Raw genomic sequence first — 26,125 nt, forward strand, 5'->3', positions numbered from 1 at the left:
ATATCCGGAGCCGCACGTTGCGCTCTCTTTATAAAACAGCGCGCATACCGGAAAAAACTCACCCCCCCGTTATCAATACACATTATGGATTGCATTTTGTGCCGTCATGATAATCTGTATTGCAATAAACGAACACTACAACCGCCGTACTGAATATAAACACGGCAGCGGAACTGCCTTCCGCTGCCGTTATCTGCGTTATTCAAATGCAGTTGTATATCGCTATTTACCGAACGAACACTTGGGCCATGTGCAGGCTTTGCAGTTGTGGCAAAAGCCCCCTTCTGCCAGACGGGCAAGATCGCGCCGCGTAACGTCACAATCTGCAAGCAGTCGGGGAAGCAGCAGGTCAAAGCCCGTGGTCTTGTAATACAACGCACAGGCCGGCACACCGATAACGCGCGCGGTACGTCCGCCATGCCGCAGCCTGCCCACCAGAGTCATAGTGCCGGGCAGCACGGGAAGCCCATACAGCGCTTCAGAAAGGCCTGCGTCAACAAGGCCCGCACGGGTAACGTCGTCGGGGTCCACGCTCATACCAGCCGTGGTGACGACCAGCTCTACCCCCTGCTCCATGAAGTCACGTACAGCCTGTGAAATTGCGTCCTTGTCGTCCGGCACAATGCGGCTGACAGTCACATCCCATCCCAGTCCCATCAGTTTGCTGCTGACAATGGGAATAAAACGGTCCTCAATAAGCCCCTGAAACACTTCTGTTCCGGTAACAAGCACCCCTGCCTTTTTCAGCACCATGGGCTTGACGGAAAGTACCGGCGAATCACCCAGCGCGGTAAGTGCACGGCTGAAATATTCCTGCGAAAGATACAGAGGTATAGCTCTGCTGCCAGCAATCTGCTTGCCTTCTTCGATGACGGAATACCCGTGGCGGGTAGCCAGCATCACGTCAGGCACCAGATTGAATCGCTCCAGCGCTTCCAGATCAACCGTCAGCACACCTGCATGCGCGGCGGTAAAATTAATCTTACCTTCGCGGGGGGGCAGCTCATAGGCCACACCATCACCGGCAATGCGCTTTGCAAACGCTTCTACCGCAGCGTTTTCATGTACCCATTCGTCGGAAGGCAGCTCGGAATCATCGTATACATTAAATTTACCCATACGTTGCAGGCGGCACAGGTCTCCTGCTTCCAGAGTCTGACCGGCAAGTACGGAAGGTCCCTTATGCTCATCAGGAACAATTTCCGTCATATCATGCAACGCTTTTTTCCCTTCTGCCTGCTCTGCGGGAATAATCCGCAGGGGAGCGCGCTCAAGCACATCTGCCACATCATCGGGCTGTCCGTCGCGCGAGTCGATGACATAAGGCGCTTCGCCCTGACAGCCGCGGCAGATGCCGCCGTCACGGGCCGGATAAGGCTCTTTACAAACGGGGCATACCCCAACGTCGCCCATGTGCGAATGGCCAAGATATTTGGGATTAATCTGAATAGGCTGGATACCGCAGACTGTTTCGCCTGCCTCTTCAATCTCTGCGAAAAGCTGGTCTGAATCCTGCTCTGCTTTGGGGCGCAGCTTCATGAACCATGCATAGTATTCGGGCCATGCTTTAAGCTTCTGCTCATCTACATACACCCTATACCCCTGCCCCGTATACTTATCGTACAGCGATACAGCATACCGGCCCAAAGGAATAACTTTCATCCACTGGTTGCCGGTGCTGCACAGCGTCAGCAACTGTACAGCGTCGGGCAGACACTTGGCAGACTCCACCATTGCTTCAAATAGTGTGCCTTCGGGCAGCTGGCGGCGTGCCATTTCAACCATGTACCCGCCCAGCAGAAGCCCCGGCGCCGGGTAACTGTGAAACGCGGCGGCAAGCTCCTTAAACTCTTCGAAAGTGTATTTTCCAATGTTCATCTGTAGTAAATGCCTTTTGTTAACCTGTTAGGACGAAAGTGTTCCCCCAGACCACAAAACTAACCGCATTACACAATCCCTGCGCCATACAAACAGAGTTGCGCATCATGCCGGAACATGATTCCCACTCACATACCTTGCCGCGCCCGTCACGTCCAGCACCTATGATAACTTCATGGTTTGTTACTAGTTACGGGCAATATATAGCGCAAAGCCCGCCACCTCAGCGTGTGCACCGCCACAACATGACGTATCGCACCCGAAAAAAATAATGCTGTCGTCACAAAAAAACGTTGCACGCCATTGACACCCATACCCCCTATGGGTATTCATAGCTCATATTCACAAAGCGTCAGCCCGGGCACAGCGCGTCGGGAAACAGTAAAAACAGTCTTTTATCATTGCACTCGCCCGAAGTAACAGCACAATCGGTAGAGTGGATAAAAAATCATGCAACAGGAGAATGTATGCAACGCAAAGTCATCACCGGAATCGTAGCGGCACTCTTTCTGGTAACAGCTTTCAGCATGGCTTTTGCCGAAGGTGGCAACGCGCGCAAAGGCAAATACCTTTACCGCAAGCACTGCCGCACCTGTCATGGCGTGAACGCCAGCGACCTTTCACCCAGCAGCAAATTGCAAAAAGAATGGAAAGCACTTCAGGCCGATCCTTCTTCCATTCCCTGCAAAGCTGACTGGCCGAACCTTTCTGACTCCGACCTTAACGACATTTTTACCTACATGATTGACTTCGCCAAGGATTCCCCCTCTCCGGCGAAGTGTAGCTAAGCAGCCCCTGCGCCTGCCCCTGTCAATTCTGCATGACAGGGGCAGGCCGGTGGTACCATTGCCGCCCGAGGCAACAACAGGAGGATTTCATGTCGGACATCAGGCACCCCAGACTGACCAGACGCGGGTTCTTTAAAGCGGCAGGGCTGACCGCTGCCGCCGGAGCCGGAGCCTCCATACTCGGCTCGCTGGCTCCCATGGTGCGCACGGCAAAGGCCAAAGCGCCGGACTTCACATCGCATTATTCCGCCTGCGACATGTGCTTTAATAAATGCGGGCTGATAGCCCGGGTGGAAGACGGGGTAGTTACAAAGCTTGACCCTAATCCCAAATTTCTTAAATCACGCGGCATGCTGTGTGCCAGAGGCAATGCGGGCATAGCCCAGCTATACGATTCTGACCGTCTGAAATACCCCTTGTTGCGTGTCGGCAAGCGCGGCGAGGGTAAATGGAAGCGTATCTCGTGGGATGACGCCCTGAATATTGCCACAGAAAAAATGCAGGCAGTGCGCAAGGAATATACCCCCTGCGGTATGCTGTTCACCGCCGGAGCAGACCTGCAATCACAGTTTGTAGGCCGCTTTGCCGAAGTCTTCGGTTCGTACAATATCACCTCACACGAATCACTGTGCCTGCTGTCCAACAACCGCGCCTACCTTGATACGTTTGGCGAAGCCCCTTTTGCCGATGTATTGAACAGCCGCTACATCATCATGGCCGGTGCGAACAGATTTGAAGCACTGGTCACGCCTGACTCCATCGACATGATGACGGCCCTGCGCAACGGCTGCAAGCTGGTGGTGCTTGACCCGCGCCACACCAAAACAGCAGCGCTTGCCAATGAGTGGCATCCAATCCGTCCCGGCACCGACATGGCCTTTATGCTGGCACTGGCCCATGTGATTATTGCAGAAAAATTATACGACTCTGCATGGATTGAAGAAAAAACATACGGGCTTGCGCAGCTTGCGGAGCATGTAAAGCAGTACACTCCGCAATGGGCGGCAAAAGAGTGCGGCATTCCTGCAGAAGACATTACCCGCATAGCCAGAGAGCTTGCAGCCGCCGCTCCTGCCGCCATGGTATACCCCGGCAGGCGTACATCGGACTACAGCAACTCTACCCAGATCCGGCGCAGCTTTGCCATAGTAAACGCCCTGCTGGGCAACTGGGACAAGCCCGGCGGCTTGCTGGCTGCACGGGCAGTCGGTCTGAAAGGCGTACCCTATGATGCACCGTGGTACGACGAAAACCCGTTCGAACGGGTGGACGCAGGCACCGTACCCGGCCTGTTTGAACATGACGGGTCGTTTGTGCTTACCCGCGAGGCGGTGCTCAGCGGAGAACCGTATCCCATTAAAGGATGGTTCATTTACAAGACCAATCCGCTGGTCAATGCGCCGGACCGTGCACGCACTATTGAAATGTGTAATGCAATGGATTTCATGATGGTGGTGGACATTGTGATGAGCGATACCGCCTTCATGGCTGACCTTGTGCTGCCTGCGCCCAGCTATCTGGAACGACAGGACCCCGCCTCAGGCCTGCAAGGCTCTTCCGCCTGTGCCTGCGTGGTCCAGCGTGATCCTGTAGTACCCGCCATGTACGAATCACGGCCTGTATTTGATGTGCTTAAAGACATCGCAGGCAGACTTGAGCTTGGTGAATATTTCGACTTCTCCATGGATGAATACCGCAGCAAGCAGTTGCGCGACCTGCCGGATGCACCGCTCGCGCTGGAGCGTGACGGCGTATACTACAACCCCAGCAAGGTATACGGCATCTACGAAGACCGTATTTACAAAACCTTCAGCCACAAAATTGAATTCTATAACCAGCGTTACGAAAAAATGGGGCTCGACCCTATGCCGGTCTATCAACCTCCGGCAAAAGCACCTGCCAACACCTTCCGGTTGCTGGTGGGGCGCAACGCCTACGTTACCCACGGCTCGACCAATAACAACTCGCTCATCCATGAACTGGTGCCCGAAAACACCTTGTGGATACATCCCGACGCCGCAAAACGCCTGAGCATCAGCGAAGGAGACATGGTCGAAGTATCATCGCCTGTGGGCCGCGGCACCTTGAAAGCGGAAGTAACAGAGCGCATCCGCCCTGATTCTGTCTATATGCTGACGGGATTCGGCACGCTTTCCGACGGGCTCAGCCGCATCAAAGGTGTGGGAGCCAGCATCGCCGCCCTGCTGGAAAGTCACTATGACAGTGTTTCCGGCAACGCCGCCATGCATGAAACATTCGTGTTTGTAACGAGGAGGGCATCATGACGCAGCAATTCGCCATGGTGATCGATTCGGCCAAGTGCATTGACTGCAAAGCCTGCGTTGTAGCCTGCAAAGTGGCTAACAATGTTCCAGCGGGATACAACCGTAACTGGATTAAAGAAGCTGTGCCCGTTGTAAAGGCCGGCAGAAACCAGAACGGTCACTTCCAGCCCGGCGCATGTATGCATTGCGAAGCGCCGACTTGCGTGGATGCCTGCCCAACTGGCGCCACATGGAAAGAGAAGAACACTGGCATAGTGGAGATTGACCCCAAGCTGTGTATCGGCTGCGGCAACTGCATACCCGCCTGCCCTTACGGGGCACGATTCCGTAACCCTGCAAAACGCATTGCAGACAAGTGCAACTACTGCCCCGAACGGCGGGCTGCCGGTATTCCGCCAGCCTGCGTGGACACCTGCCCGACCAAGGCACGGGTATTCGGCGACATTCATGATCCTGAATCCGAAGCTTCAAGACTTCTTAGCAAATACAGCGGACAGGTTGTCCAGCTGATTAACGAAAAAAGTAACACTGCACCGCACATGTACTACCTGCTGGCAACCGCCCCGAAGGGATGGGTGCAGGAAGCCAAGGCTCCTGCCTCCATGGATGCCTTCACCGGCGTAGTGGCCCCCGGTATCAAAGGACTGGTTGCTCTTTCGGGCATCGGCGTACTGGCCATGTTGGGCAGACAGCTGCTGAGCCGTAAAGACGGCGGGCATCATGATAACGCAGCCCCATCAGATAAAAAACCGGATAAAGAAAGCTCAGCAGCCTCCGGACAGGCTGCTCATAATGCAGCTGAAAATACTCCGACAGACTCTGAATCTACCAAAGACTCGTCAAAAAGCGTCGGCGGTACCGCCGCTGAAAGCAAAGAATAGGAGGACGTCATGAACATCAGATACAAACGTCATGACCGTTCCGACATTGCCATACACTGGATCAACGCAGCCTGCTGGCTGTTATTGCTGATCAGCGGACTGGGCCTCATACAAAACCACGCCCTCAACCCGCTGGGCGAAAGCTTTCCCGAGGTACTGCGCGCCATGGCAGGCGGAGCAGGCAATCTGCTCATCTTCCATGAGGCCGTAGGCATCGGCTGGCTGACTGCATTTATCCTGTACCTGATTGTCAATCCGAAGGGCGCAGGCTTCTTTCTGAAAGAAATATTCAACGTCAGCCCTGCACGTGACATGACATGGATGGTTCGCAAAATGGTGCTTATGACGCTGGGCGAAAAGGCACTGAAGCGTATGGGGCAACCGGCAGAACTGCCGCCGCAGGGCTTTTATAACATGGGCCAAAAAGGTTTTGCACAGGTTGCCGTCATAGGCAGCATGGTCATTGCCGCAACAGGCCTTGCAATGCTGTTTTCCGATGTAGGGCCGCTTACCCCCGCTACCGGACTGACAGGCTGGGCCGTAACCTTGCACTACCTTGCTGTCGGGCTGGTTTTTGCGGGGCTGCTTGTGCACATTTACATGGCAGCCATTTCGCCGGAAGAGCGCCCCGGATTCAAGTCCATGTTTACAGGATCGGTGCCGGAAGAATACGCCAGACACCACCACAGACTCTGGTATGATCGCGTTAACCAGAACGCACAGGAATAATTGCCGGATTCGCCTGACGCTCGGTCTAGGCGACACCGCACATCTTAAAAGGAGAGGAACCACAATGAGAATGATGCGCAAACAGTTGCTGGCCCTGATGATGCTGGCCTTCGGCCTGATGCTGCTTTCCGGTTGTGCCGCAAAACAACCGCACGAACCGTGGATGGTAGATGATATAGTTGATGTTCAGTTTGTGGCACAGTACGTCAAAGTTCCCCACCCTGAAAATGTAATGATCATCGACTCCCGCCCGTATGAGGCAATGTACGTCAAGGGCTACATCCCCACCGCGGTCAGCATTCCTGATACGCAGTTTGACAAGCATATCGACATGCTGCCAGCCAACAAAGACGCACTGCTCATTTTCTATTGCGGCGGCTGGCATTGCAAGCTTTCACACAAGTCCGCCCAGAAGGCTATGGCGCTGGGCTATACCAATGTAAAAGTGTTCGCGGCAGGATACCCCGCATGGCTGGAAAACGGCCATGCTCCCGGGCTGGGTCTTGAAGCACTGCATGCCATGATGGCAGCAGGTGACAGTTACATGCTCATCGACGCACGCCCTGCCAAAAAGTATCTTGAAGGTTCCATCCCCTCAGCCATATCTATTCCCGACAGCCAGTTTGACGCCAAAAAAGGCCTGCTGCCTGCTGATAAAAACACTCCGCTTATCTACTTCTGCGGTGGTCTGAAATGCCCCCTCAGCCATAAGTCCGCTGCAAAGGCACAGGCACTTGGCTACACCAGTGTCTGGATTGCCGAAAAAGGCGAGCCCGGTTGGAAAGCCATGTACGGCGGCGGACAGGCTGTTACTGTTCAGTCCGGCGGAGCAGAAGGTGCCATCGACATCGTACAGTTTGAAAGCATCATGGCCTCCAACCCCGCCAGTATAATGGTGGTGGATGTACGTGACCCTGATGAATACAGTGCAGGCCACATGACCGGCGCTGTAAACATTCCCGTAGACAAGCTGGAAAGCCAGATTGCCGGCCTTCCTTCTGACAAGCCTGTGGTATTTGTATGCGCATCCGGCGCGCGCAGCGGCGAAGCGTTCTATATGATACGCGACCTGCGCCCCGAACTGAAAGACGTCTTCTACCTTGAAGCCGAAACCACCTATCACAAGGACGGCAGCTTCGAAATCAAGAAGCCCTAATACTCATGCGGCGGGTTGTATTATGCAACCCGCCGCTTTTGTTCCATGGAGAAAGCATGTCCGCAGCACTTTTTTTTGCAGCCATTGCCTCCCGCATCTCCAGACTCCGTTCCCCATCAGGTATACCAGCTCTGCTTCTTACGTGCGCTTTTTGCGTTATGGCCTTTCCCCTGCTTTCCTACGCCTCCGACCGGTCTGACTCTCATGCACCTTCGCCTGCCGCAGCTGATGCTGAGCCTTTCTGGCATAGAACCATGCGGCTGCACGCCGCCGAAGACGGCTACCGGCTGCTTTCGCCGGATAAGCTGGCAACTATTCCTGACACTGCCCTGCTGCTGGATGTACGTCCTGACTATGAGTACCAGAGCGGCCACATTGCTGACGCGGTGAACCTTGAGTTCGACCCCGGTGATGCGGACAATCTTTCACCGGAAAAAGCAGCACAGCTGAAGGAAATTCTCGGGCTTGATACAAAAAGGATGATAGTCGTCTACTGCCGCAGTTTCCGATGCTTGCGCAGCGGTATTGCTGCCAAGGCTGCAGCACGGCTGGGGTATACCAATGTATGGCGTATGGCGGAAGGCTACTTTGGCTGGCTGGACGTACAAGAGCCCCAGAAAGGTGAAGCGCCCGGCCGATGCGGCAGCGATGCGCAGACTGCGGTCCGCAGGCTACCCGACCACGGCCTTGCTATTCTGGGCGGAGATGCTGACAGACGTATTCTGGGGCTGCCGGAAAACGCCCATACCGCCCGTCTGGAAGACATCCGCTGCGACATGCTGGTGGTGCTCTTCTTTAACACCCATTGCATTCAGTGCCGCGAACAGATGATCGCACTGGAAAAGCTGACACGCCGGATTAACGATGCGGCAGGGAAAGCGCGCTCAACAGCGCCTGCGTTGCTGGTAGGTATCGGCGTGCAGGAATCCAAACGGACGCTTGCGACCATGAGGCACGGGCAAGAACACCCGATACCGCTGTTTGCAGACCCTGACGCAGCGCTTTTTGCGGCTTCCGGCTTTGCGGGTGTTCCCGCAGCATGGCTGATCGGCCCGACAGATGCCAGCCAGCGAGAAATTCTTATGTCTGCAACGGGTGAAGTTGCCGGAAATCCCGACTTCCGCAGTCTACTTTTCAGGATGACGGGCGTACCCGCATGGGGTATAGATGACACCGCAACGACAACAACCGATGGCGCAACGCATGCTGCGCACCCTGCACGTCAGTAACGGCGGCAACGCATCAGACACTTTTTTACGGCGGGGTGTAGTTGCCGTGAAGCATTACAAGTCAGCGGTCTGAAGAGTTACTGTCCTGTGCTGCTACTACACGGAGCACGTTCAGCAGCAGATCTGCGGCAACAGTGTAAAAGCCTTTGTCATCTGCTGCCGCAAGGCTCCGCCGAAAGCGCCCGAACCACGGGAGCATGGTGCCGCGGGCAAAGGATGCGGCAGCCTGCAACGCTGTCATGTCGGCATCGTTCCAGCCGCGGGAAAGCTGGTAGTACAGGTACTCCAGCTGAATGCAGAGATGGTCTGCCGGTTCATTTGATGACACCGCACGCTCCAGTCCGGCCTCTGCCAGACGCTTTTGCATAGCCAGAGCAGGCGGTCCCATCATACGGGACGCATGAACGTGTTCATCCGAAGGGTACAGGGATTCGTAAGGCGGGGCTGCCACACCGGCCTTGTCGTTGACAAACAGACGGACAAAGTCCGTCTGGATGGTATCACAAAATTCTGCGACAGCCGCGGCATCTTCGGGGCGAGGAAGCAAGGCTTGCAGGGCAACAAGGGGATCAGTAAGGTGAGCGGCTTGGTTTGATGCTGTGCCGAAATGCAATTCAAGATTTTCACGACAAAGCGCAAGGCACCGCTGTGAATCCAGCCCCCTGAAAAGGGCATCGGCCAATTCCAACGCATCCAATATGGACTGCCTGAACACGGCGTCCTCAGCGGGGTACGGACTCATGCAGCAACCTCCTGATACAATTATCAACAGTGTGAGCACTGACACTACGTCAGCTACGCCCAAGGGGCAACACCATAACGGGGCACAAAGAATGGAAGAAATAGATATTGAACAGGAACAGATAAAAAAGAATGTAATTCAGCGCATGAAGCGTATTGAGGGACAGATACGAGGCATCCAGCGGATGATTGATGAAGGCAAAGAGTGCGAAGACATTTTGGTACAAGTTCGCGCGGCTCGTTCTGCCCTGCAGTCTGCAAGTCGCCTGATTCTCAAACGTTATCTGCTTAAATGCCACATTGAATCACTTCGAAACAGTGAAGATCCCACTGAACCTCTTGATAAGGTCATTGATGTGCTTTCCCACTATGTGGAAAGCTGATCTGGACAGACACGGAAAAGCCTCCTTCAGGGAGGCTTTTTTTCACAAAAAAAGCAGGCCTCCGATGGAGACCTGCTTTGTATCATCACAGTATAAAACAGAATCTGACTACTTCTTCCAGGAAGCAACCAGCTCGGGGTACTTCTTCAGAAAACGTCTGGCGTTTTCCAGAGGGGTGCCACCTTCCTGATTCCATGCCATCAGTTCCTGAAGCTGCTCGGAAGACTCGTAGTGGAAGTTATCAAGAAAAGCGTACACTTCGGGCTTATCAGCCTTCAGGTCGGCACGTACAACGGTATGAATCTGCTCTTCGCCGCCAAGAACACCTTTAGGGTCTTCAAGGTACTTCAGCTGCCACTTACCGAACATCCAGTGAGGAGACCACGCGGTCACAACCACCCATTCATTGCGGCGGATGGCATCAGCCAGAGCTGCCGTCATGGTTGCCCCGCTGCCTTCGACCAGCTCCATGTCCTTCAGGCCGTATTCAGACATAGCTTTTTCAGAAAGCTTCATCAGACCGGCACCGGGATCAATGCCGATAACTTTGCCTTTGAACTTAGCTGCGTTGGCTTGCAGTTCTTCCATGCTGTTGATGTCCACATACTTCGGAACAGCCCAGCCAAGACGTGCACCGCCGACGATGGGGCCGAGGTCTTCGGTATTTTTACCGACTTTCTTAAGGTAGTCGCCATGAGTCACAGGCAGCCATGCGGTGACCATCCCGTCCATATCACCGGTGGAAATTGCCATAAACATAGCAGCAGCACCAACGGGAGTAATATCCACTTCGTAGCCCATTTCTTCCAATGCGGCCTTTGCCAGATTGGTGCTGGCAGTGGCGCAGTCCCACTCTACATAGGCAAGGTCTACTTTACCTTTGGAAGCGGCCCAGGCGGGCACAGCCATAAACAAGCTAAGCATAAGAGCAACAATAATCTTTTTCATGCAGTCCTCCGTTTTACATACACAAAGAATATGTACGTATCATTCATCATCAGCCGTCCCCGTAACAGTTCCGGCACAACTCACATCTTATTTTCTGGCAGTGCGCGAGCCAAACTTCTGCAAAATGCGGTCAAGGCAGATAGCTACGATAACGATACCGATACCGGCTTCGAAACCGCGGCCCATCTCAAGACGCTGAATGGCTTTCCAAACTTCGCCGCCAAGACCTTTCGCACCGATCATGGCAGCGATAACTACCATCGACAGAGCAAGCATAACTGTCTGGTTTACGCCTGCCATAATGGTGGGCGCGGCAAGAGGTAGCTCAAGTTTGCGCAGACGCTGCCAGCGATTTGTACCAAAAGCTTCGGCACACTCTACCAGCTCGACAGGCACCTGACGGATGCCAAGACAGGTAAGCCGGATAACGGGCGGCATGGCAAAAACAACAGTCGAGAAAATAGCCGCAACCTTGCCAAGACCGAAAAACGGAATGGCCGGAATAAGATAAACAAACGCGGGCATGGTCTGCATGACATCCAGAACAGGCATGATCACGCGGTATGCCACCTTGTTGATGGCGGCAAACACGCCAAGCGGCAGACCGATGAGCACCGCCAGCAGCGTTGCCACCAGAACCAGAGCAATGGTGCTGACCGTGGCAGGCCACAGCCCCATATTATACACAAGGCCCAGTCCGAGAAGCGCAAACAGCCCGAGACCGCGGCTTCTTGTAGCGCGCCATGTAAACACCGCCACAAGCGGGATGAAAAGCCACCAGGGGATAAAGGCAAGACCATTTTCCAGTACGGACAATGCCGCTTCGGTCACTGCGGAAAATGCTCTTGTGGCAGTGGAACAATGTTCCACCAGAAAGTCGATGATCAGTTCAAGCGTCGCTCCGACAGGAATACGATAATCCATCATTACTGCTCACCTCCTCTTTCAGCCAGCGCACCCAGCAGCAGGCCGCGCACGATAACCCCCTTCATACGTCCCCTGTCGTCAACAACAGGTAAAGCATGCGGCAGTTCGGCCATAAGCGGAATAAGCTCGGCAGCAGGGGTATCCACATCTACGGTCTGAATGTCTTTACGCATGATGCTTTCAAGGTCGCGCCTGTTTTCTTTAATAAGCGCAATAACATCATCAGCACTTACAATGCCCAGAACACGATGATCGCGGTCCAGCACAAAGAGTGTGGCAATGGCAGCCTTACGCATTTTACGTAAAGCCGTCCGAGGTCCGTCCACGCCCAGTATCGCAACTTCTTCTGAGCGTTTCATGACAGCTCCGGCGGTAAGCACGCGGGAAATGTCAACAGACTCTACAAAGCGGGCGACATAATCGTCTGCGGGGGAAGTAAGAATATCTTCCGGAGTGCCTTCCTGCACAACGGCTCCGTCACGCATTAAAACGATGCGGTCGCCGATGCGGATGGCTTCATCCAGATCGTGGCTGATAAAGACAATGGTCTTATGCATTTCTTCCTGCAGCCGGAGCAGCTCATCCTGCATATCGCGGCGGATAAGCGGATCAAGCGCACTGAAGGCTTCGTCCATCAGCAGGATATCAGGGTCGAGAGCCAGCGCCCGGGCAAGCCCGACACGCTGCTGCATACCGCCGGAAAGCTGTGCGGGGCGGCTGTCAGCCCAATCAGCAAGTCCTACGCGCTCAAGCTGTGCCATGGCACGCTCTTTACGTTCATCGGCACTCACGCCCATCACTTCAAGGCCATATTCGGCATTCTGCAGGACATTACGATGGGGAAAGAGTGCAAAATTCTGAAAAACCATACCCATCTTGCGCTGGCGAAAATCGCGCAACGTATTGATGTCCATTGCAGTTACGTCTTCGCCGTCAATAATGACTTTACCGGCGGTAGGCTCGATCAACCTGTTGATGCAGCGTACAAGAGTAGATTTACCGCTGCCGGAAAGGCCCATAACAACGACAACTTCGCCCTGTGCAACTTCAAACGATGCACGATTCACACCTACGGCAAGTTTTGTGCGCTGCTGGATTTCTTCTTTTCCCAGCCCCTGCTCAAGCATCGGCAGAGCACGCTGGGGGTCGGAACCAAACACTTTGGTAAGATTCTCTATTCGAATTTTAGCCATTTACCCTCCAAAGGCAAGAAAGAACAAAAGCCGATCACATGAATTATGCCGGCAACAAAAGACACCGGCATAATCAGTCGTCTGATCGCCTTCTCGGAGGATGACATGCATGGCAACTGGCCATTGCATGACGCTGCAAGGATGACGCGGGAAGCCCGCAAAGAGGCGGGGCAGGTCGTCGAACCGGAGCCGGCAATCGCTGAAATAGCAGCAATTTAAGGACAACATTCCGATTACAGGCGACACCTTGAAGTAGAGCGGATACAGTCATGCCAAGCAGATTCATATAAACCGGCATGAACGTTGCCAAACAACATGCTTCAGCGCATTTTCCGGCAACCGTGAAGCCCCGAATAAACGTGTTATTCAGGAGCGGTATCTTTATCCTCCGAAGCTTTCACTAATAGTTATGTATCGGTACAATCCTGTTACGTTTTTCCCAAAAAAAATCAAAACAGCAATTGTTCTGAGGCTAGCTATATTACATATCATGACCAAAAAGTCCACCCCATGTATTTATCATAATGAATCACATGTTCTTCAATATAACGTCGTAACACACATCATGATGCATAGTGTCTGCGAAGCACTGCATAGAAAAGGTTCAGCCAGCCCGCCACCGACAGCACAAAGAGTAACGCTCTACTTCCTGCATTTAATTCAGCTATTGTGAGCACTCCCACTTCCGTGCTATGTTTTTACAATGAAATTTGTCTCCAATGCTTATCCCCCAAGGAGTATACATATGACAGCATCCGGCACGAAAGCCCGTGTATTACCTTCTTCATTACACATTCTGATCACATTTTCGCTCTGCATCCTGCTGCTTGCAGGCTGTTCAGAAAACAAAGAAGAAGTTGCACCGCCACCGGTCAAGCCTGTAAAAGTGATGACCATCGGCGGAAGCGACAAGGGCATTAAACGGGTATTCCCCGGAAAGGTTGTTGCCGGAGAAAAAGTAGAACTGGGCTTCAGAGTTACCGGACAGCTGACTGAATTTTCCGTCAAGGAAAGCCAGCACGTAAAAGAAGGGCAGGTTGTTGCCGAACTGGATAAGAATGATTTCTACACCAAGGTACGAAACATCGAATCCCAGCTTGGCGGCGCTAAAGCTTCGCTGAACGAAGCAACGCTGAACTTTAAGCGTATGGAGACTCTGCTCAAGCAGGACACCATTTCCAGAGCAGACTATGACAAAGCCCGTGCAGCCATGGATAACGCCAACGCAAAGGTGCTGTCACTGGCACAGCAGCTCAAACAGGCTAATCAGGACCTTGAATACACCACATTGCGCGCACCATTTTCCGGCGTGATCGCAAAAAAATACGTGAAGAACTACGAGCAGGTTCAGGCACAGCAGCCTGTTCTGCGTCTTGAAAATACCGACCGCCTTGATATCGAGGTGGAAACCCCGGAGTTTGTCATCGTACAGCTGCGCAACCAGAACAGGGCTAAAATGCCGCCTCCCATAGCGCGCTTCTCCGCCTTCCCCGGCCGTTCATTTGAACTTTCGCTGAAAGAATATCAGACATCCGCCAACCCCCAGACTCAGACATATACAGTCACCCTGACCATGGAAAGTCCGGAAGACATAGAGCTGCTTCCCGGCATGACAGCCGACGTTGAAGGCACCCTGCCCTTCGGGGACGACATTCAGGCAACATCACTGCCCGTTTCTGCCGTTGTAGGCGGCGAAACCGACGAGCCGTACATCTGGCAGCTTGATAAGGAATCCATGACAGTTTCACGCAAACCTGTTTCCGTAGGGGCTGTTCATCAGGATAAAATCACCATCATGGAAGGCCTTGAGCCCGGAATGACTGTTGTGGTGGCAGGTGCCAACTACCTGCACGAAGGCCAGAAAGTGCGAATCCTTGAAGGCAAAATCGGGGGCGGCAAATGAACATTGCCGAGTTCAGTATCAGAAAGCGCACAGTAAGCCTTGCGCTTACGGTTGCGCTCACAATGGGCGGTATTATTGCCTATATGGGTATGGGCCGGCTTGAAGACCCTGCATTCACCATTAAGGACGCGCAGGTCATCACCACCTACCCCGGCGCACTGCCCGCAGAAGTGGCAGAAGAAGTAACGGACGAGCTTGAAAGCGCAATCCAGCAACTCGGGCAGCTCAAGCGCATCGAGTCAGTCTCCCTGCCGGGCATGTCCATCATTTCTGTAAAAATCAAAGACCAGTACGGCCCTGCGCTGCTGCCGCAGGTATGGGACGAATTGCGCCGCAAAGTGGGCGATGCACAGGCCAACCTTCCTCCCGGTGCCGGCAAACCGCTGGTGGTGGATGACTTTGGTGATGTGTACGGTATTTTTCTGGCTGTCACTGCAGACGGATACTCGTATAAAGAGCTGAAAGACTACACCGACTTTTTGCGCAAAGAACTGCTGACAGTGCCGGACGTGGCCAAAGTCACATTATGGGGCGCCCAGCAGGAAGCGGTGTATGTTGAGATATCGCGCGCACGCATGCGCAGTCTCGGCGTATCGCTTGCCACCGTGTATGATGCGCTTAAAGCAAACAACCTTGTGGTTGATTCCGGCCATGTTCGTGCAGGGCCGGACTATCTGCGCATCCAGCCCACAGGAGAGATCAAATCTGTTGAAGAACTGGGCAATCTGTACATCAACGACCCCGCAGCGCCCCGTCTTGTATACCTTAAAGACATTGCGACAATCCGCCGTGATTACGTAGAGCCGCCTGCCACCATAATGCGTCAGGACGGCAAGATTGCCATATCCATGGGCATTTCGCTTGCCCCCGGCGGCAATATCGTCACACTGGGAGAGCGCATAGACACCCGCCTTGCAGAACTAGATACTGTAACGCCAGTGGGCATCAATATTGAAAAAATCTACTTTCAGCCCGACTACGTCACCAACGCGGTAAACAACTTTGCCGTAAGCCTGCTCGAAGCCATCGCCATTGTTATCGGCGTGCTGATGATCTTCATGGGGCTGCGAAGCGGCGTGCTTATCGGCTCTATCCTGCTTATCACCGTGTGCGGCTCATTCATCTTCATGAAGATGATGGACATTGAACTTCAGCGTATCTCACTGGGAGCGCTCATTATCGCTCTGGGTATGCTGGTTGATAACGCCATCGTGATAACAGAAGGCATGCTGGTGCGCATCCAACAAGGAGAAGACCGGATAAAAGCAGCGCGGGAAGTGGTCAACCAGAACATCTGGCCTCTTCTGGGTGCTACCGTTATCGCCATCATGGCCTTTGCCGCCATCGGTCTTTCCGAAGACAACACAGGTGAATATTGCGGCTCCCTGTTCTGGGTTCTGCTTATTTCGCTTATGCTCAGCTGGGTGACGGCTATCACCATTACCCCGCTGTTCTGCGAAATGTTCCTTAAAGGCGGTAACGCAGGAGAAAGCGACCCTTACGGCGGGACAATTTTCCGCGCGTATCGCGCCATGCTGGATAAGTGTCTGAAGCTGCGCTGGGTTACAGTCGGCGTAATGGTGTTTTTGCTGGGCCTTTCAGTGGCAGGCTTCGGCCTGCTGGACCAGAGCTTCTTCCCGCCTTCCACACAGCCGCAATTCCTGCTGGACTACTGGAAGCCTGAAGGAACAGACATCCGCACTACCAGCGCAGACATGCAGCGCATAGAACAAGCACTGAAAAACGATGAACGGATTGAGTTTTCCAGCTCTTTTGCCGGCGGCGGTGCACCGCGGTTCATGCTGGTATACACCCCTGAAAAAAGATACCCCAACTACGGTCAGATTATTGTCACTGTAAAAGATTACAGAGAAATTGATGCGATAATAGAAGAGTACAGGGCCAGGTTACAGGATGCATTCCCTGCGGCGTTCTTTAAATTCAAAAAAATCCGCCTTGGCCCCGGTCGTGACGACCCTGTAGAAGTACGCTTCAGTGGGCCCGACCCTAACGTCCTGCGTGAACTTTCAATACAGGCGCAAGCGCTCATCCGCGAAAATCCCAATGCCCGCGGCATACGCGACAACTGGCGGCAAAAAGTAAAGCAGGTCGTCCCTGTGGTAAACGATGCCTCTGCCCGTAGAGCCGGTGTCACCCGTCCGGATATAGCCACAGCGCTTCGCACGGCATCTTCCGGAACCACAGTGGGTATATACCGCGAAGGGGATACGCTTATCCCCATCATCGCAAGACCCCCCGCAGACGAAATGGACGATGCATCACGTCTGTCAGATGTGCAGGTGTGGAGCCCCACCGCCAAAAGCATGGTTCCCATCGGTCAGCTTGTCTCATCGTTTGAAACCAGAATGGTGGATAACGTGCGGCAATCACGGTTCCGCAAGCCTACAATTACAGTTGCCTGCGAACCTGTTTCCGGTCAGCCCAGCACCCTCTTTAAAGAGCTGAAGCCCGTACTGGAGTCCATGCCCCTGCCGGAAGGCTACTCGCTTGAATGGGGCGGCGAGTATGAAGACAGCCGCGACGCTCAGGCTGCGCTGTTTGCTTCCATTCCTCCCACGCTGGCAATGATGGTGCTGATTACAGTTATGCTGTTTAACGCCATCCGGCAGCCGCTGATTATCTGGCTTACAGTACCGCTTGCTGTCATTGGCGTAACATGGGGCCTGCTTGCCGCAGGGCAACCCTTTGGCTTTATGGCGCTTCTTGGTTTCCTCAGCCTGACGGGTATGCTTATCAAAAATGCCATCGTACTGCTGGATGAAATCGACACGCAGATACGCGAAGGCAAAGACCGCTATCAGGCGATTCTGGACTCTTCGGTCAGTCGTATGCGTCCCGTTCTGATGGCTGCCAGTACAACAGTACTCGGCATGCTGCCGCTGCTGACAGACGCCTTCTTTGTTGCAATGGCTGTGACCATCATGGCCGGTCTGACATTTGCGTCCATCCTGACACTGGTTGTCGTCCCCGTGCTGTACGCCATTTTCTACCACATCAAAGAAGCGTAAAGTTACAACAGCAAAGCAGAAGCAGCCCCCAGGCTGCCTTTCTGACAACACCAAAATCAGGGCCGGTTTAACCGGCCCTGTTCGTGTACATTGCCAAATAAACTGCCTGCAATTGCGCAGAGCCCGCACATAGTCCCACACGAACCACCCTGATCGATTTGTAGCACATTGCCACCTTGCGGTACCCGACAGCGGCGGCTTCCTCCCTCAAAAGGGATGACTACTTTTTAGTAACCATATTGACCTGACACTCCCGCAGCGCTAATAGTTGCATTTGCAACAGTTGCCGCCAAAACATTCCACTTCACCCTGCTCTACGGTTCTCACATATGTCTGATCATCAAAGCCTTGGCCACGGAAGGCGCAAAGCGATTCTGCGCACAGCTCGCAGGCAGAAAACAAAAACGCGATGCCAGCCGCAAGCGGTTCAACCCAAGATATGCGCAACATGTCAGCTCTCGACTGCAGAGCCTCCCGCAAAAGATGCACCTGACATTTCGGGCTGTTTGTGCCGCATCCGCCGTTGCCGTCATGACAGCATGGGCCGGATTATCGCTTTCATTTCCCGCAAAATGCGCACGCACCTAGTGGAGCGCCTTGCCCCTTTTGATCTGGGAGCAGGACAGTATCCTTTTGTCATCGCCCTGCTGCGCCGCGGAAGCTGTTCTCAGGACAAATTAGCCGAGCTGACAGCCATGGACAAAAGCACAACAGCCCGTGTTTTGCGGACACTTGAGCAAAAGGGATTCATAACCAGAACGCCAGTGCCGGAAAACAGGCGTATGAACATGGTGCACCCGACCCCGAAGGCTGAAGCACTGAAAGAAGAGCTGGAACACCAGCTGGATGCACTCAATCAGGAACTGACAAAAGGCCTGAGCCTTGCAGAACAGCAATTATTGCGTAACATGCTCCACAAACTGGAACAGAACGCAGGCAACCTGAACACGTTATAACAACAGACTATCCGCTTTATATGTCAAATTTTGTACTTATTCTGCTGCTGGCAGCCTTTCCTGCCTTATCCACAGACATGTACCTGCCTGCCATTCCCACACTTTGCACGGTGTGGGACATACCGCTTTCGCAGGCCAACCTGTCGCTTGTGGTCTTCTTTATCGCCTTCAGCAGTTTTTTACTGATTCATGGCCCCCTTTCTGACAGATTCGGCAGGCGCCCCATTCTGCTGACAGGCATTTTGCTGTTTATTACAGGCAGCTTGCTATGCGCATTTTCTCAATCAATTAATGCACTCATCGCTGCCCGTGTGGTGCAGGCCATCGGCGCCGCAGCAGCTTCAGCTCTAAGCTTTGCATTGGCAAAAGACCTGTACGACGGTGAATACCGTAAAAAACTGCTTGCATACATCGGTATTATCATCCCGCTGTGCACCATGACGTCCCCGACCATCGGCGCACTCATACTGCAGCAAATCTCCTGGAGGGGCATATTTATCCTGCAGGGAACGTTGGCCCTTTTTGCGCTCTACGGTTCGTTCAGGCTGCAGGAACCCCTGACAGAAAAGGAAAGCGGAGGAGTGGCTGAGGCATTAGGCAGGTATGGAATACTGTTCCGCAATGCCCCTTTCATGATTTACTGCGTGGCTTTTGCCATGGCAGGATTGGCGTTTTTTGCCTTTATTGCCAGTTCGTCAAACATCTACATCACCACGTTCGGCATGTCGGAAAAAGCATACGGCCTGCTGTTTGCGTTTAATGCGGTCTCACTGACACTCGGTTCTTTCATGTGCTCCCGCCTGTGTGTAGGCATGGAATCACGCCATATCCTGTATATTTCTTTCAGCGGTATGCTGCTGGCAGCTCTATGCATGGTCGTTCTGGGAAATGACACCCCGGTCAGCTTTGCAGTAACCATGTTTTTCTACACAATGTTTCTGGGCATGAGCCGCCCCATCAGCAACCATATGATTCTGGAACAGGTGGACCGTTACGCCGGTGCCGCGGCATCGCTGGTTACGTTTTTCTTTTTCCTGTGCGGAGCGCTGGCCATGGAAATTGTGTCGCTGGACTGGCAGTCCAAACCGTTTGTCATTGCCACTCTGGGCGTAATAGGCACGGTGCTGCCTCTGGGTGTGACTTTTGCAATGCGCTATTCCGGCAGAACGGACACCCCGCAGACATAGCATTTGTCCCCTGAAGTCACGTCACACATGTATGTCGCAGCAAGAACAAGGCATTCTCACAGGTCTCCTTTAATGCCCGCCGGCAATATGTGTCCCTGCACAGGTCTGACAAACTGACTGGTCAGGGGGCCTGACGGGCCGACAGTCTGAGGAGGTCTCGTAAAATGCAAAGCAGCCCGCGCGCATACAGCCGAATACCATTTGAAGCAGCACAAAAAAGGGGCCTGTACAGCTACTGTACAGGCCCCTTTCATAATGCGTTCAGAGCAAATTCCTAGCTGGCATCCGGAATAACATCAGCAATGATCGGCCGATGGTCAGAGCCGACATCCGGCCCTATCTGAAACCATGCAGACCGGACGCCGTTACTTGTCAGAATGTGGTCAACGCCAACCATCACCGGAATACCTTTCATACGTTCAAAAAAAGTCCAGCCGTACCCTGTGCTGTTCGCCACAAAGGCATCCTGCATGTCTCCCCAGAACCTGCGAAACAGCGAACTTTCCCGCGGCATGTTAAAGTCACCTGCCACAATGACGGGTAACGTGGCGTCGTTTACCACCTTACGGGTAAAAAATGCAGCCTCTTCCCGCTGGGATATCTGCGCTTCCAGAAGGTCTGTCTTTTCCGTATTAATTATACGTTTTTTATCCAGAACATGCTGCAGACCGTATCTGGGGCTGGGTAAATGGATAGAATGAAATGCCACCCGACCAAGCCGCGTTGTAATAACCACCGGCAGCAGGCTGTTTCTTTTCCATTTATGCGGGGGATGATCCAAAAGAACAGGCTCTCCGGCCTCCATCGGAACTCGGGAATACACGGCCAGAGCCCCCGCCTGCGCTTTACTCCACCCATCCGGCAAGTCCAGTTTCAGGTGTCCGGGAAACTCCTGCAGGGCCACAACATCCACGTCCATGCTACGGATAAGTTCTGAAAGTGCCTTTTCATCCACCGCGTTGCCGCCAGCGTTGCAGGACAACACGCGGATGCGGCTGTCAAACAGGTAATCATTGTCACCCGATGCGTAGTTAAACCCCAGCAATGGCCATAAAAAGATTACCGCCGCAACACCAAGAGGCAACAATAGGCTTCGTCTGATAAAAAGTGCCGCAGGAAGCAATGCAAGTAAAGGCACCCCGAACATCCACCGCGGACCGAACAACAGAAAAGAAGCAGGCCACCACTGGTCACTCTCAAAATGCAACAGCCCTGCAGCGCTTGCTACAGCAAACAGGTATACCCACGCCGTCACAATCAACAGCCTGATATAACGTTTTTTTACAACCATAAAAAACTTCCCGAAGGCCATACACCGGTACCCCTGCCAACCCCGAAACATCAGTGAACAGCCATACTTTTCGATCGCATCGACTGAAGCAGACAACAGTACCTGCCAAAATTTAAACAGCAATTTCCGGCAACTGAGCACACCACAGCCGCCCCTAGAGAATCACTCTTCCGGTATACCACTCCTGATAAACTTGCAACTCAGCAGGGCAAATCGATAGTAAGGAGTTTTAATAATAACAGGATGGCGAAAAGAGGCATACCAGACAGAAGTATGCCGCGTAGTCTCATCCCGCACATCAACCGGCAAAATTATAACACATGCTGAGCAAAACAGGTTGATTGTCACCTGAAGACGCCAAACTGTATCTTCATACTGTGGTGGACAGCTAAGACAACAAACCGCCACCTCTCTCTCTGCGATTATTAATTATCTTTTCCGCCCGCCCTTCCTTAGAGTTCAACGCGTATTTATATTTTTAAAAACATAGAATTATTGCAGTTCATATAAAATAAAGATACTTACATTAGCTACTGTTACGACAAACATGAGCTATAGACATACAGTTGGCATTGCAGGCGGTCGAACAGTTTCAGAGTGCACAACGGGGAACGCGGGGGATACACAGATGACCTTTTCACTATTACGACTTCGCAATAGCGAGTCTGGAGCCACTTTGGTTGAAACGGCTCTGGTTATCCCTATTTTTCTGGTGCTTATGTTCGGCGTCATTGATCTGGGGCGGTACTTCTGGGCGCAGCATTCAGTAACCTACGCTGCCAATGAAGCAGCCAGAATGGCTGTGCTGGCCGATGTAACTGATTCCGAGGTTGAAGACGTTGCAACGTTTCATATGCGCAACTGGCAGCAGCCACATACAACGCAAGTAACTGAAACACCCGCAGCGGCCGGAGCCCCCGCCACGGTTACCGTAACAGTTTCCATGCCGTTTTCATTCATTCTGTTGCCTGAATGGACAGGCCGCTTTGCCGTGCGGACAATCTCGCACACAGTCACCATGCGTTCTGAAAAGTGACGGAAGCTCTGCATTATTCGCGCAGCAAAGGAATACTATCATGGATATCTTACGAAATAATAAAGGCGGAGTATCAGTAGAGTTTGCTCTAGTTCTGGCATTCATACTGGTTCCTTTGCTGGTGGGCATGGTCGATGCCGCACGGTTTGTACATGCCAAGGTAATTTTAAACCGCGCCGCCCGTGAGGGGGCAGTCAACGCCATGCGGGGCGAAGCATATACACCGCACATTCAGGCGGTGCTCAGTGATGCCGGATTTGACACAAGCGCACTTACTGTCACTGAAACAGCACCTGCCGATGCAACCAGCGACAGCCGGACAATCAGGCTGACCTACACAATACCGGACTTTCCGCTGTTTACCTTTCCGGGAATATCATTTCCTGATCAGGTAAAAGCTGATGCAACCTACCAGCGACCGTGAGGTGACTATGCGCATATTATCTGCTCTGCGACGCAACGAGCTGGGTGCCGTCAGCATTATTATGGCTATTTCCATGTTTGTGGTTATCGGCTTTGTGGCTTTTGCCGTTGATATGGGCTATCTGCGCGCCAAAAAAGCAGACCTGCAAAAAGCGGCGGACATTGCGGCACTGGCAGGAGGCCATGCGCTTATTTCATATGGCAACGACCTGCCTAAAGTAAGGGCAAAAGTAACGGAGTTCGGCCATTCCAACCTGCACAGCAGTGACTCGCCCGCAGCCGCGCTGCAGGATTCCGACATAACCTTTTATCTGAACGGCGTTCCTGACATCACCTCTCCCAACCAGATTGAAGTGTCCATTACGCGCAGCACCGGACGTGCCAATCCATTACCTTCAATTTTCGGCACGGTACTGGGGGTGGACGAATTTGACGTTTCAGCCAGTGCTCGAGCCAGCGCAACGGCCATGTGCTCAACAAAGTGCCTGAAGCCGTTTTCTGTGCCGGACAAATTCACGTACACGGAAGTGGACGGTGATGGCGAACTGACCACCACAAACCCGCAGGAAATGAGTTCAGTGGTCGTACAAGGCTACTCTGAAGCTGACCTCGGCACCCCTATCACGCTTAAAATCGGCGACCCTAAAGACACCATAGTGCCCGGTCAGTTCAACCCCATTAACTTTCCGCCGGTTAACAAAGCTGCTCCCATATCCGGTGCAGCAGCATATCGTGAAAATATCGAAGGCTGCACAGGCAGCAGCAGCGCCATGGCCGTGGGTATCAATGATGAGTTGCAGCTTGAACCGGGCAACATGACCGGCCCAACCAGTCAGGGAATAGCAGACCTCATCGCACAGGACGGCGGAGCGTACTGGGATGCCGCAACACAAAGCATTAAGGGGAGTGCTTACGCCGATCCGCTCAACAGCCCGCGTATAGCCTTGATTGCATTTTACGATCCTACAAGACCGCCGGTATCCGGACGTAACAGTATCTTCGTTAACTTTATCGGGGCGGTATTTGTAGAAGGCATGTCCGGCAAAGATGTGACAGGACGTTTTGTACGCACCATGGCTGTAGACCCCGACTCCGGTTCGGAAGGCAATTGCCTTTCTTATGTTTTCAAGTTTGTGCGGGATTCCAGCAGATAACAAACACAGCGGCCAGCAGACTCACAGGGTAAGCCGGCCGCTTTTTTTAATATTAGGGTATCTTCTATACGGGTATATAACGTACGGCTTTCAAAAATTATAAAGGCAGCCGTTATAACGCTCTGCTCATGCGCTGACACCTGTCACGCCCGCAACTCCATCCCCCGTCAGCTAATAATACAATCAACTACAAAGGCTGAGTGTTACCCTGTTACGCAGTCCGAAATACCCGACAACAGTACGACAAAACAACATATAAGCCAGTTCAAAAAGAGACAGTCTCTGGCAGTTCCGGTTCTGCGTCGTCAGCTTTAACGTTCGCCTTTTCGGGCAGGCATGAAGCCCAGATACCCGCCAATACGCACGCCAACCCCGCCCAGTGCGCACCGCTGACTTGTTCGTTCAAAACAACATACGAAAAAAACACGCTGCTCAAAGGTACAAAGCCGGCAAAGGACGCCGCAACACTGGCGGGAACATGAACAATCCCTTTAAACCAGAACACATAAGACAAAAAAGAAACCACCACGCCATAGTACACAATGCACCACGCCGTCTGAGCATCAATTGAACCGAAGTTGAAATTGCGGGCGTCGTATATCGCCAGCGGCAGCAGACACAAAAACGCATACAGCGAAACCATGGCGGTTCTGAATAGGGCAGACATGGGGCGTTCATGCGCTTTGGACAGCACAGCGAATGCCGCTTCGGAAAATACAGCCGCCAGCACCAGACAATTTCCTTTCAACGCGCTGTTGGCCTGAGAAGAATCCGTCAGAAACGGAATAAGATTTACAGCCAGAATCCCTGCTGAGACACACCCCACACCAATCAGCCGCGTTGCAGCCAGCCTTTCGCGCAGCAGAACAAACGCCAGCAGAGCTACCAACGCGGGCACTGCGCTGTTAATCAGCCCTCCGGCTGTTGCCGTGGTGAACTGAAGTCCCCAGAACATAAAAATGCGATACAGCACCACACCGCACAAAGCCTGCATCAACAGCTGCAAATGCGCCTTACCATCCAGAGCTGTTCTATAGTTTTTATTGCACCATACAACAGGCAGCAGAACAAACAGACTTACCAGCAGCCCCATTTCCACAGCCAGAAAAACAGGGATACTGGCTACCATCAGCTTACCGGCCACCACTGCGCTTCCGGCTATGCTCATCCCTGCCGCCAGATACACATAAGCGGAAAACCGCACACTCATGAGGCCACCGCCTGCATTATGCGGGGCGGGGATACAACCGCCTGCGGATAGGCCGTTGTGATATAGTGTGCAAGGTCGGCAAAAAAGTCTTGCATCTGCTGCACGGTGACTCCGCACAGACCATAAGCGCAATATACCGCAGCCGTACTGCTGCCCGTAAGGCGCGAGGCATAGTCCTGCCCTTCCAGCACACTGGAAAGAATCGCTTCGCCGTCTGCGATATACAAATCGTCAGTCTTTAGTGTGCGTTCCTTGCCCGTTACCACGGTAAAGGTCTCACCCCCTTCGGCTACGCGTAGAGAATATCCGCCTGACAATTTTTCCGCGTCATGCCCTGCCACCAGCAGGCCATGCTTCACCTCTGCCAGAAACATAGTTTCCACAGCCGTACATGGAGAATCAACACCGCGCCCTTTCAACAGGACAGACTCCATCTGTAACAGGACGGGGTAGGTCTTTTTAAACTGTTTATAATATGTTCCGTAGCAAGACAGCGGCGCCTGAGAGAGAGCGTTCTTACGTTCATATGCGCTGTGATATTCTTTAAAAGCTGCCAGTTCCTGTGCTTTCAGCCTTGCCCAGCCCGCCTCATCCTTCGGTGTATCAAGCCGCCTCACGGCCATGGTGCCCATAATCGTCTGCGGGTGACGCTCAAACACTGCATCTGCGAAATCCATGGTACCTCCTTGTTATCGGCACAGCCGCTGCCGGCGGTTGCCTGTGTACGGGAGGAACTGTATAGTGTCGCAAGTGGCTCTTGTAAGACCCACTTTTTATCATTTTCATCTAAGCCACTTT

22 protein-coding genes are annotated in these 26,125 nt (G+C 53.1%); 14 read left to right on the top strand and 8 right to left on the bottom strand.

The genetic code is table 11. The features are described 5' to 3' along the window. Positions 1 to 222 precede the first annotated feature (222 nt). Positions 223 to 1,878 carry an FmdE family protein gene (locus ACK5LI_RS15420; protein ID WP_416950991.1) on the bottom strand — a complete coding sequence of 552 codons (1,656 nt, stop codon included), beginning with the start codon at positions 1,876 to 1,878 and terminating at the stop codon, positions 223 to 225. A 467-nt stretch (positions 1,879 to 2,345) separates the two neighbouring features. On the opposite strand from ACK5LI_RS15420, the gene ACK5LI_RS15425 reads away from it, so the two are divergent. From ACK5LI_RS15425 to ACK5LI_RS15450, 6 genes are all read left to right on the top strand, one after another. Continuing rightward, the gene (locus tag ACK5LI_RS15425) at positions 2,346 to 2,666 is read left to right on the top strand and encodes a cytochrome c (protein ID WP_416950993.1); all 321 of its coding nucleotides are present in this window, start codon (positions 2,346 to 2,348) and stop codon (positions 2,664 to 2,666) included. 89 nt (positions 2,667 to 2,755) lie between these two features. Next, positions 2,756 to 4,951 carry a molybdopterin-dependent oxidoreductase gene (locus ACK5LI_RS15430; protein WP_416950995.1) on the top strand — a complete coding sequence of 732 codons (2,196 nt, stop codon included), beginning with the start codon at positions 2,756 to 2,758 and terminating at the stop codon, positions 4,949 to 4,951. After that, on the top strand, positions 4,948 to 5,832 hold the full coding sequence (locus ACK5LI_RS15435; RefSeq protein WP_416950997.1) for a 4Fe-4S dicluster domain-containing protein: 885 nt from the start codon (positions 4,948 to 4,950) through the stop codon (positions 5,830 to 5,832). Before ACK5LI_RS15430 ends, ACK5LI_RS15435 begins: the two co-directional genes overlap by 4 nt. Positions 5,833 to 5,841: 9 nt before the next feature. Next, entirely contained in the window at positions 5,842 to 6,561 is a 720-nt protein-coding gene (locus tag ACK5LI_RS15440) for a formate dehydrogenase subunit gamma (protein ID WP_416950999.1), read from the top strand. A 70-nt stretch (positions 6,562 to 6,631) separates the two neighbouring features. Beyond that, positions 6,632 to 7,717, top strand: a complete 1,086-nt coding sequence (locus ACK5LI_RS15445; protein ID WP_416951000.1) for a rhodanese-like domain-containing protein — start codon at positions 6,632 to 6,634, stop codon at positions 7,715 to 7,717. A gap of 56 nt (positions 7,718 to 7,773) precedes the next feature. Beyond that, on the top strand, positions 7,774 to 8,946 hold the full coding sequence (locus ACK5LI_RS15450) for a rhodanese-like domain-containing protein (RefSeq protein WP_416951002.1): 1,173 nt from the start codon (positions 7,774 to 7,776) through the stop codon (positions 8,944 to 8,946). Positions 8,947 to 9,007: 61 nt separating this feature from the next. On the opposite strand, the gene ACK5LI_RS15455 is transcribed toward ACK5LI_RS15450, so the two are convergent. Then, complete coding sequence (locus tag ACK5LI_RS15455; protein WP_416951004.1) at positions 9,008 to 9,688, bottom strand: TorD/DmsD family molecular chaperone; 681 nt, start codon at positions 9,686 to 9,688, stop codon at positions 9,008 to 9,010. Between ACK5LI_RS15455 and ACK5LI_RS15460 the strand changes: the two genes are divergently transcribed. Beyond that, a complete protein-coding gene (locus ACK5LI_RS15460) occupies positions 9,687 to 10,070 on the top strand; it encodes a metal-sensitive transcriptional regulator (RefSeq protein ID WP_416951006.1) in 384 nt (127 codons plus the stop codon). The genes ACK5LI_RS15455 and ACK5LI_RS15460 overlap by 2 nt on opposite strands. A 108-nt stretch (positions 10,071 to 10,178) precedes the next feature. Here ACK5LI_RS15460 and ACK5LI_RS15465 read toward each other — a convergent pair whose 3' ends face one another. The 3 genes from ACK5LI_RS15465 to ACK5LI_RS15475 all read right to left on the bottom strand — a co-directional run bounded on the left by ACK5LI_RS15465 (position 10,179) and on the right by ACK5LI_RS15475 (position 13,138). Further along, complete coding sequence (locus ACK5LI_RS15465) at positions 10,179 to 11,018, bottom strand: glycine betaine ABC transporter substrate-binding protein (RefSeq protein ID WP_416951008.1); 840 nt, start codon at positions 11,016 to 11,018, stop codon at positions 10,179 to 10,181. Positions 11,019 to 11,105: 87 nt separating this feature from the next. Then, positions 11,106 to 11,945 (bottom strand): ABC transporter permease, encoded by an 840-nt coding sequence (locus ACK5LI_RS15470; protein WP_416951010.1) that lies wholly within the window; start codon positions 11,943 to 11,945, stop codon positions 11,106 to 11,108. Then, entirely contained in the window at positions 11,945 to 13,138 is a 1,194-nt protein-coding gene (locus tag ACK5LI_RS15475) for a quaternary amine ABC transporter ATP-binding protein (protein ID WP_416951012.1), read from the bottom strand. The genes ACK5LI_RS15470 and ACK5LI_RS15475 overlap by 1 nt, the downstream gene beginning before the upstream one ends. Positions 13,139 to 13,883: 745 nt before the next feature. Here ACK5LI_RS15475 and ACK5LI_RS15480 point away from each other — a divergent pair. From ACK5LI_RS15480 to ACK5LI_RS15495, 4 genes are all read left to right on the top strand, one after another. Beyond that, complete coding sequence (locus tag ACK5LI_RS15480) at positions 13,884 to 15,041, top strand: efflux RND transporter periplasmic adaptor subunit (protein ID WP_416951014.1); 1,158 nt, start codon at positions 13,884 to 13,886, stop codon at positions 15,039 to 15,041. Further along, positions 15,038 to 18,070 (top strand): efflux RND transporter permease subunit, encoded by a 3,033-nt coding sequence (locus ACK5LI_RS15485; protein WP_416951016.1) that lies wholly within the window; start codon positions 15,038 to 15,040, stop codon positions 18,068 to 18,070. The genes ACK5LI_RS15480 and ACK5LI_RS15485 overlap by 4 nt, the downstream gene beginning before the upstream one ends. Positions 18,071 to 18,399: 329 nt before the next feature. Next, entirely contained in the window at positions 18,400 to 19,026 is a 627-nt protein-coding gene (locus ACK5LI_RS15490) for a MarR family winged helix-turn-helix transcriptional regulator (RefSeq protein ID WP_416951018.1), read from the top strand. A 20-nt stretch (positions 19,027 to 19,046) separates the two neighbouring features. Beyond that, entirely contained in the window at positions 19,047 to 20,213 is a 1,167-nt protein-coding gene (locus ACK5LI_RS15495) for a Bcr/CflA family efflux MFS transporter (RefSeq protein ID WP_416951020.1), read from the top strand. Positions 20,214 to 20,487: 274 nt separating this feature from the next. On the opposite strand, the gene ACK5LI_RS15500 is transcribed toward ACK5LI_RS15495, so the two are convergent. Further along, on the bottom strand, positions 20,488 to 21,504 hold the full coding sequence (locus tag ACK5LI_RS15500) for an endonuclease/exonuclease/phosphatase family protein (RefSeq protein WP_416951022.1): 1,017 nt from the start codon (positions 21,502 to 21,504) through the stop codon (positions 20,488 to 20,490). Between the two features lie 628 nt (positions 21,505 to 22,132). On the opposite strand from ACK5LI_RS15500, the gene ACK5LI_RS15505 reads away from it, so the two are divergent. Genes ACK5LI_RS15505 through ACK5LI_RS15515 form a run of 3 tightly spaced genes read left to right on the top strand, consistent with a single transcriptional unit; the run spans position 22,133 to position 24,117 of the window. Beyond that, positions 22,133 to 22,540, top strand: a complete 408-nt coding sequence (locus ACK5LI_RS15505) for a TadE/TadG family type IV pilus assembly protein (RefSeq protein ID WP_416951024.1) — start codon at positions 22,133 to 22,135, stop codon at positions 22,538 to 22,540. Positions 22,541 to 22,580: 40 nt separating this feature from the next. Continuing rightward, complete coding sequence (locus ACK5LI_RS15510; RefSeq protein WP_416951026.1) at positions 22,581 to 22,964, top strand: TadE/TadG family type IV pilus assembly protein; 384 nt, start codon at positions 22,581 to 22,583, stop codon at positions 22,962 to 22,964. After that, positions 22,942 to 24,117: a pilus assembly protein TadG-related protein gene (locus tag ACK5LI_RS15515; protein WP_416951028.1), complete on the top strand. Its 1,176-nt coding sequence runs from the start codon at positions 22,942 to 22,944 to the stop codon at positions 24,115 to 24,117. The genes ACK5LI_RS15510 and ACK5LI_RS15515 overlap by 23 nt, the downstream gene beginning before the upstream one ends. A 265-nt stretch (positions 24,118 to 24,382) precedes the next feature. Here the strand turns inward: ACK5LI_RS15515 and ACK5LI_RS15520 are convergent, their stop codons facing one another. Continuing rightward, positions 24,383 to 25,327 (bottom strand): DMT family transporter, encoded by a 945-nt coding sequence (locus ACK5LI_RS15520; RefSeq protein ID WP_416951030.1) that lies wholly within the window; start codon positions 25,325 to 25,327, stop codon positions 24,383 to 24,385. Beyond that, positions 25,324 to 26,004, bottom strand: coding sequence for a phenylalanine--tRNA ligase beta subunit-related protein (locus tag ACK5LI_RS15525; RefSeq protein WP_416951032.1), 681 nt, complete (start codon positions 26,002 to 26,004; stop codon positions 25,324 to 25,326). Before ACK5LI_RS15525 ends, ACK5LI_RS15520 begins: the two co-directional genes overlap by 4 nt. Positions 26,005 to 26,125 lie beyond the last annotated feature (121 nt).

It is taken from the genome of Oleidesulfovibrio sp. (assembly GCF_047973035.1).
Classification (GTDB): domain Bacteria; phylum Desulfobacterota; class Desulfovibrionia; order Desulfovibrionales; family Desulfovibrionaceae; genus Oleidesulfovibrio.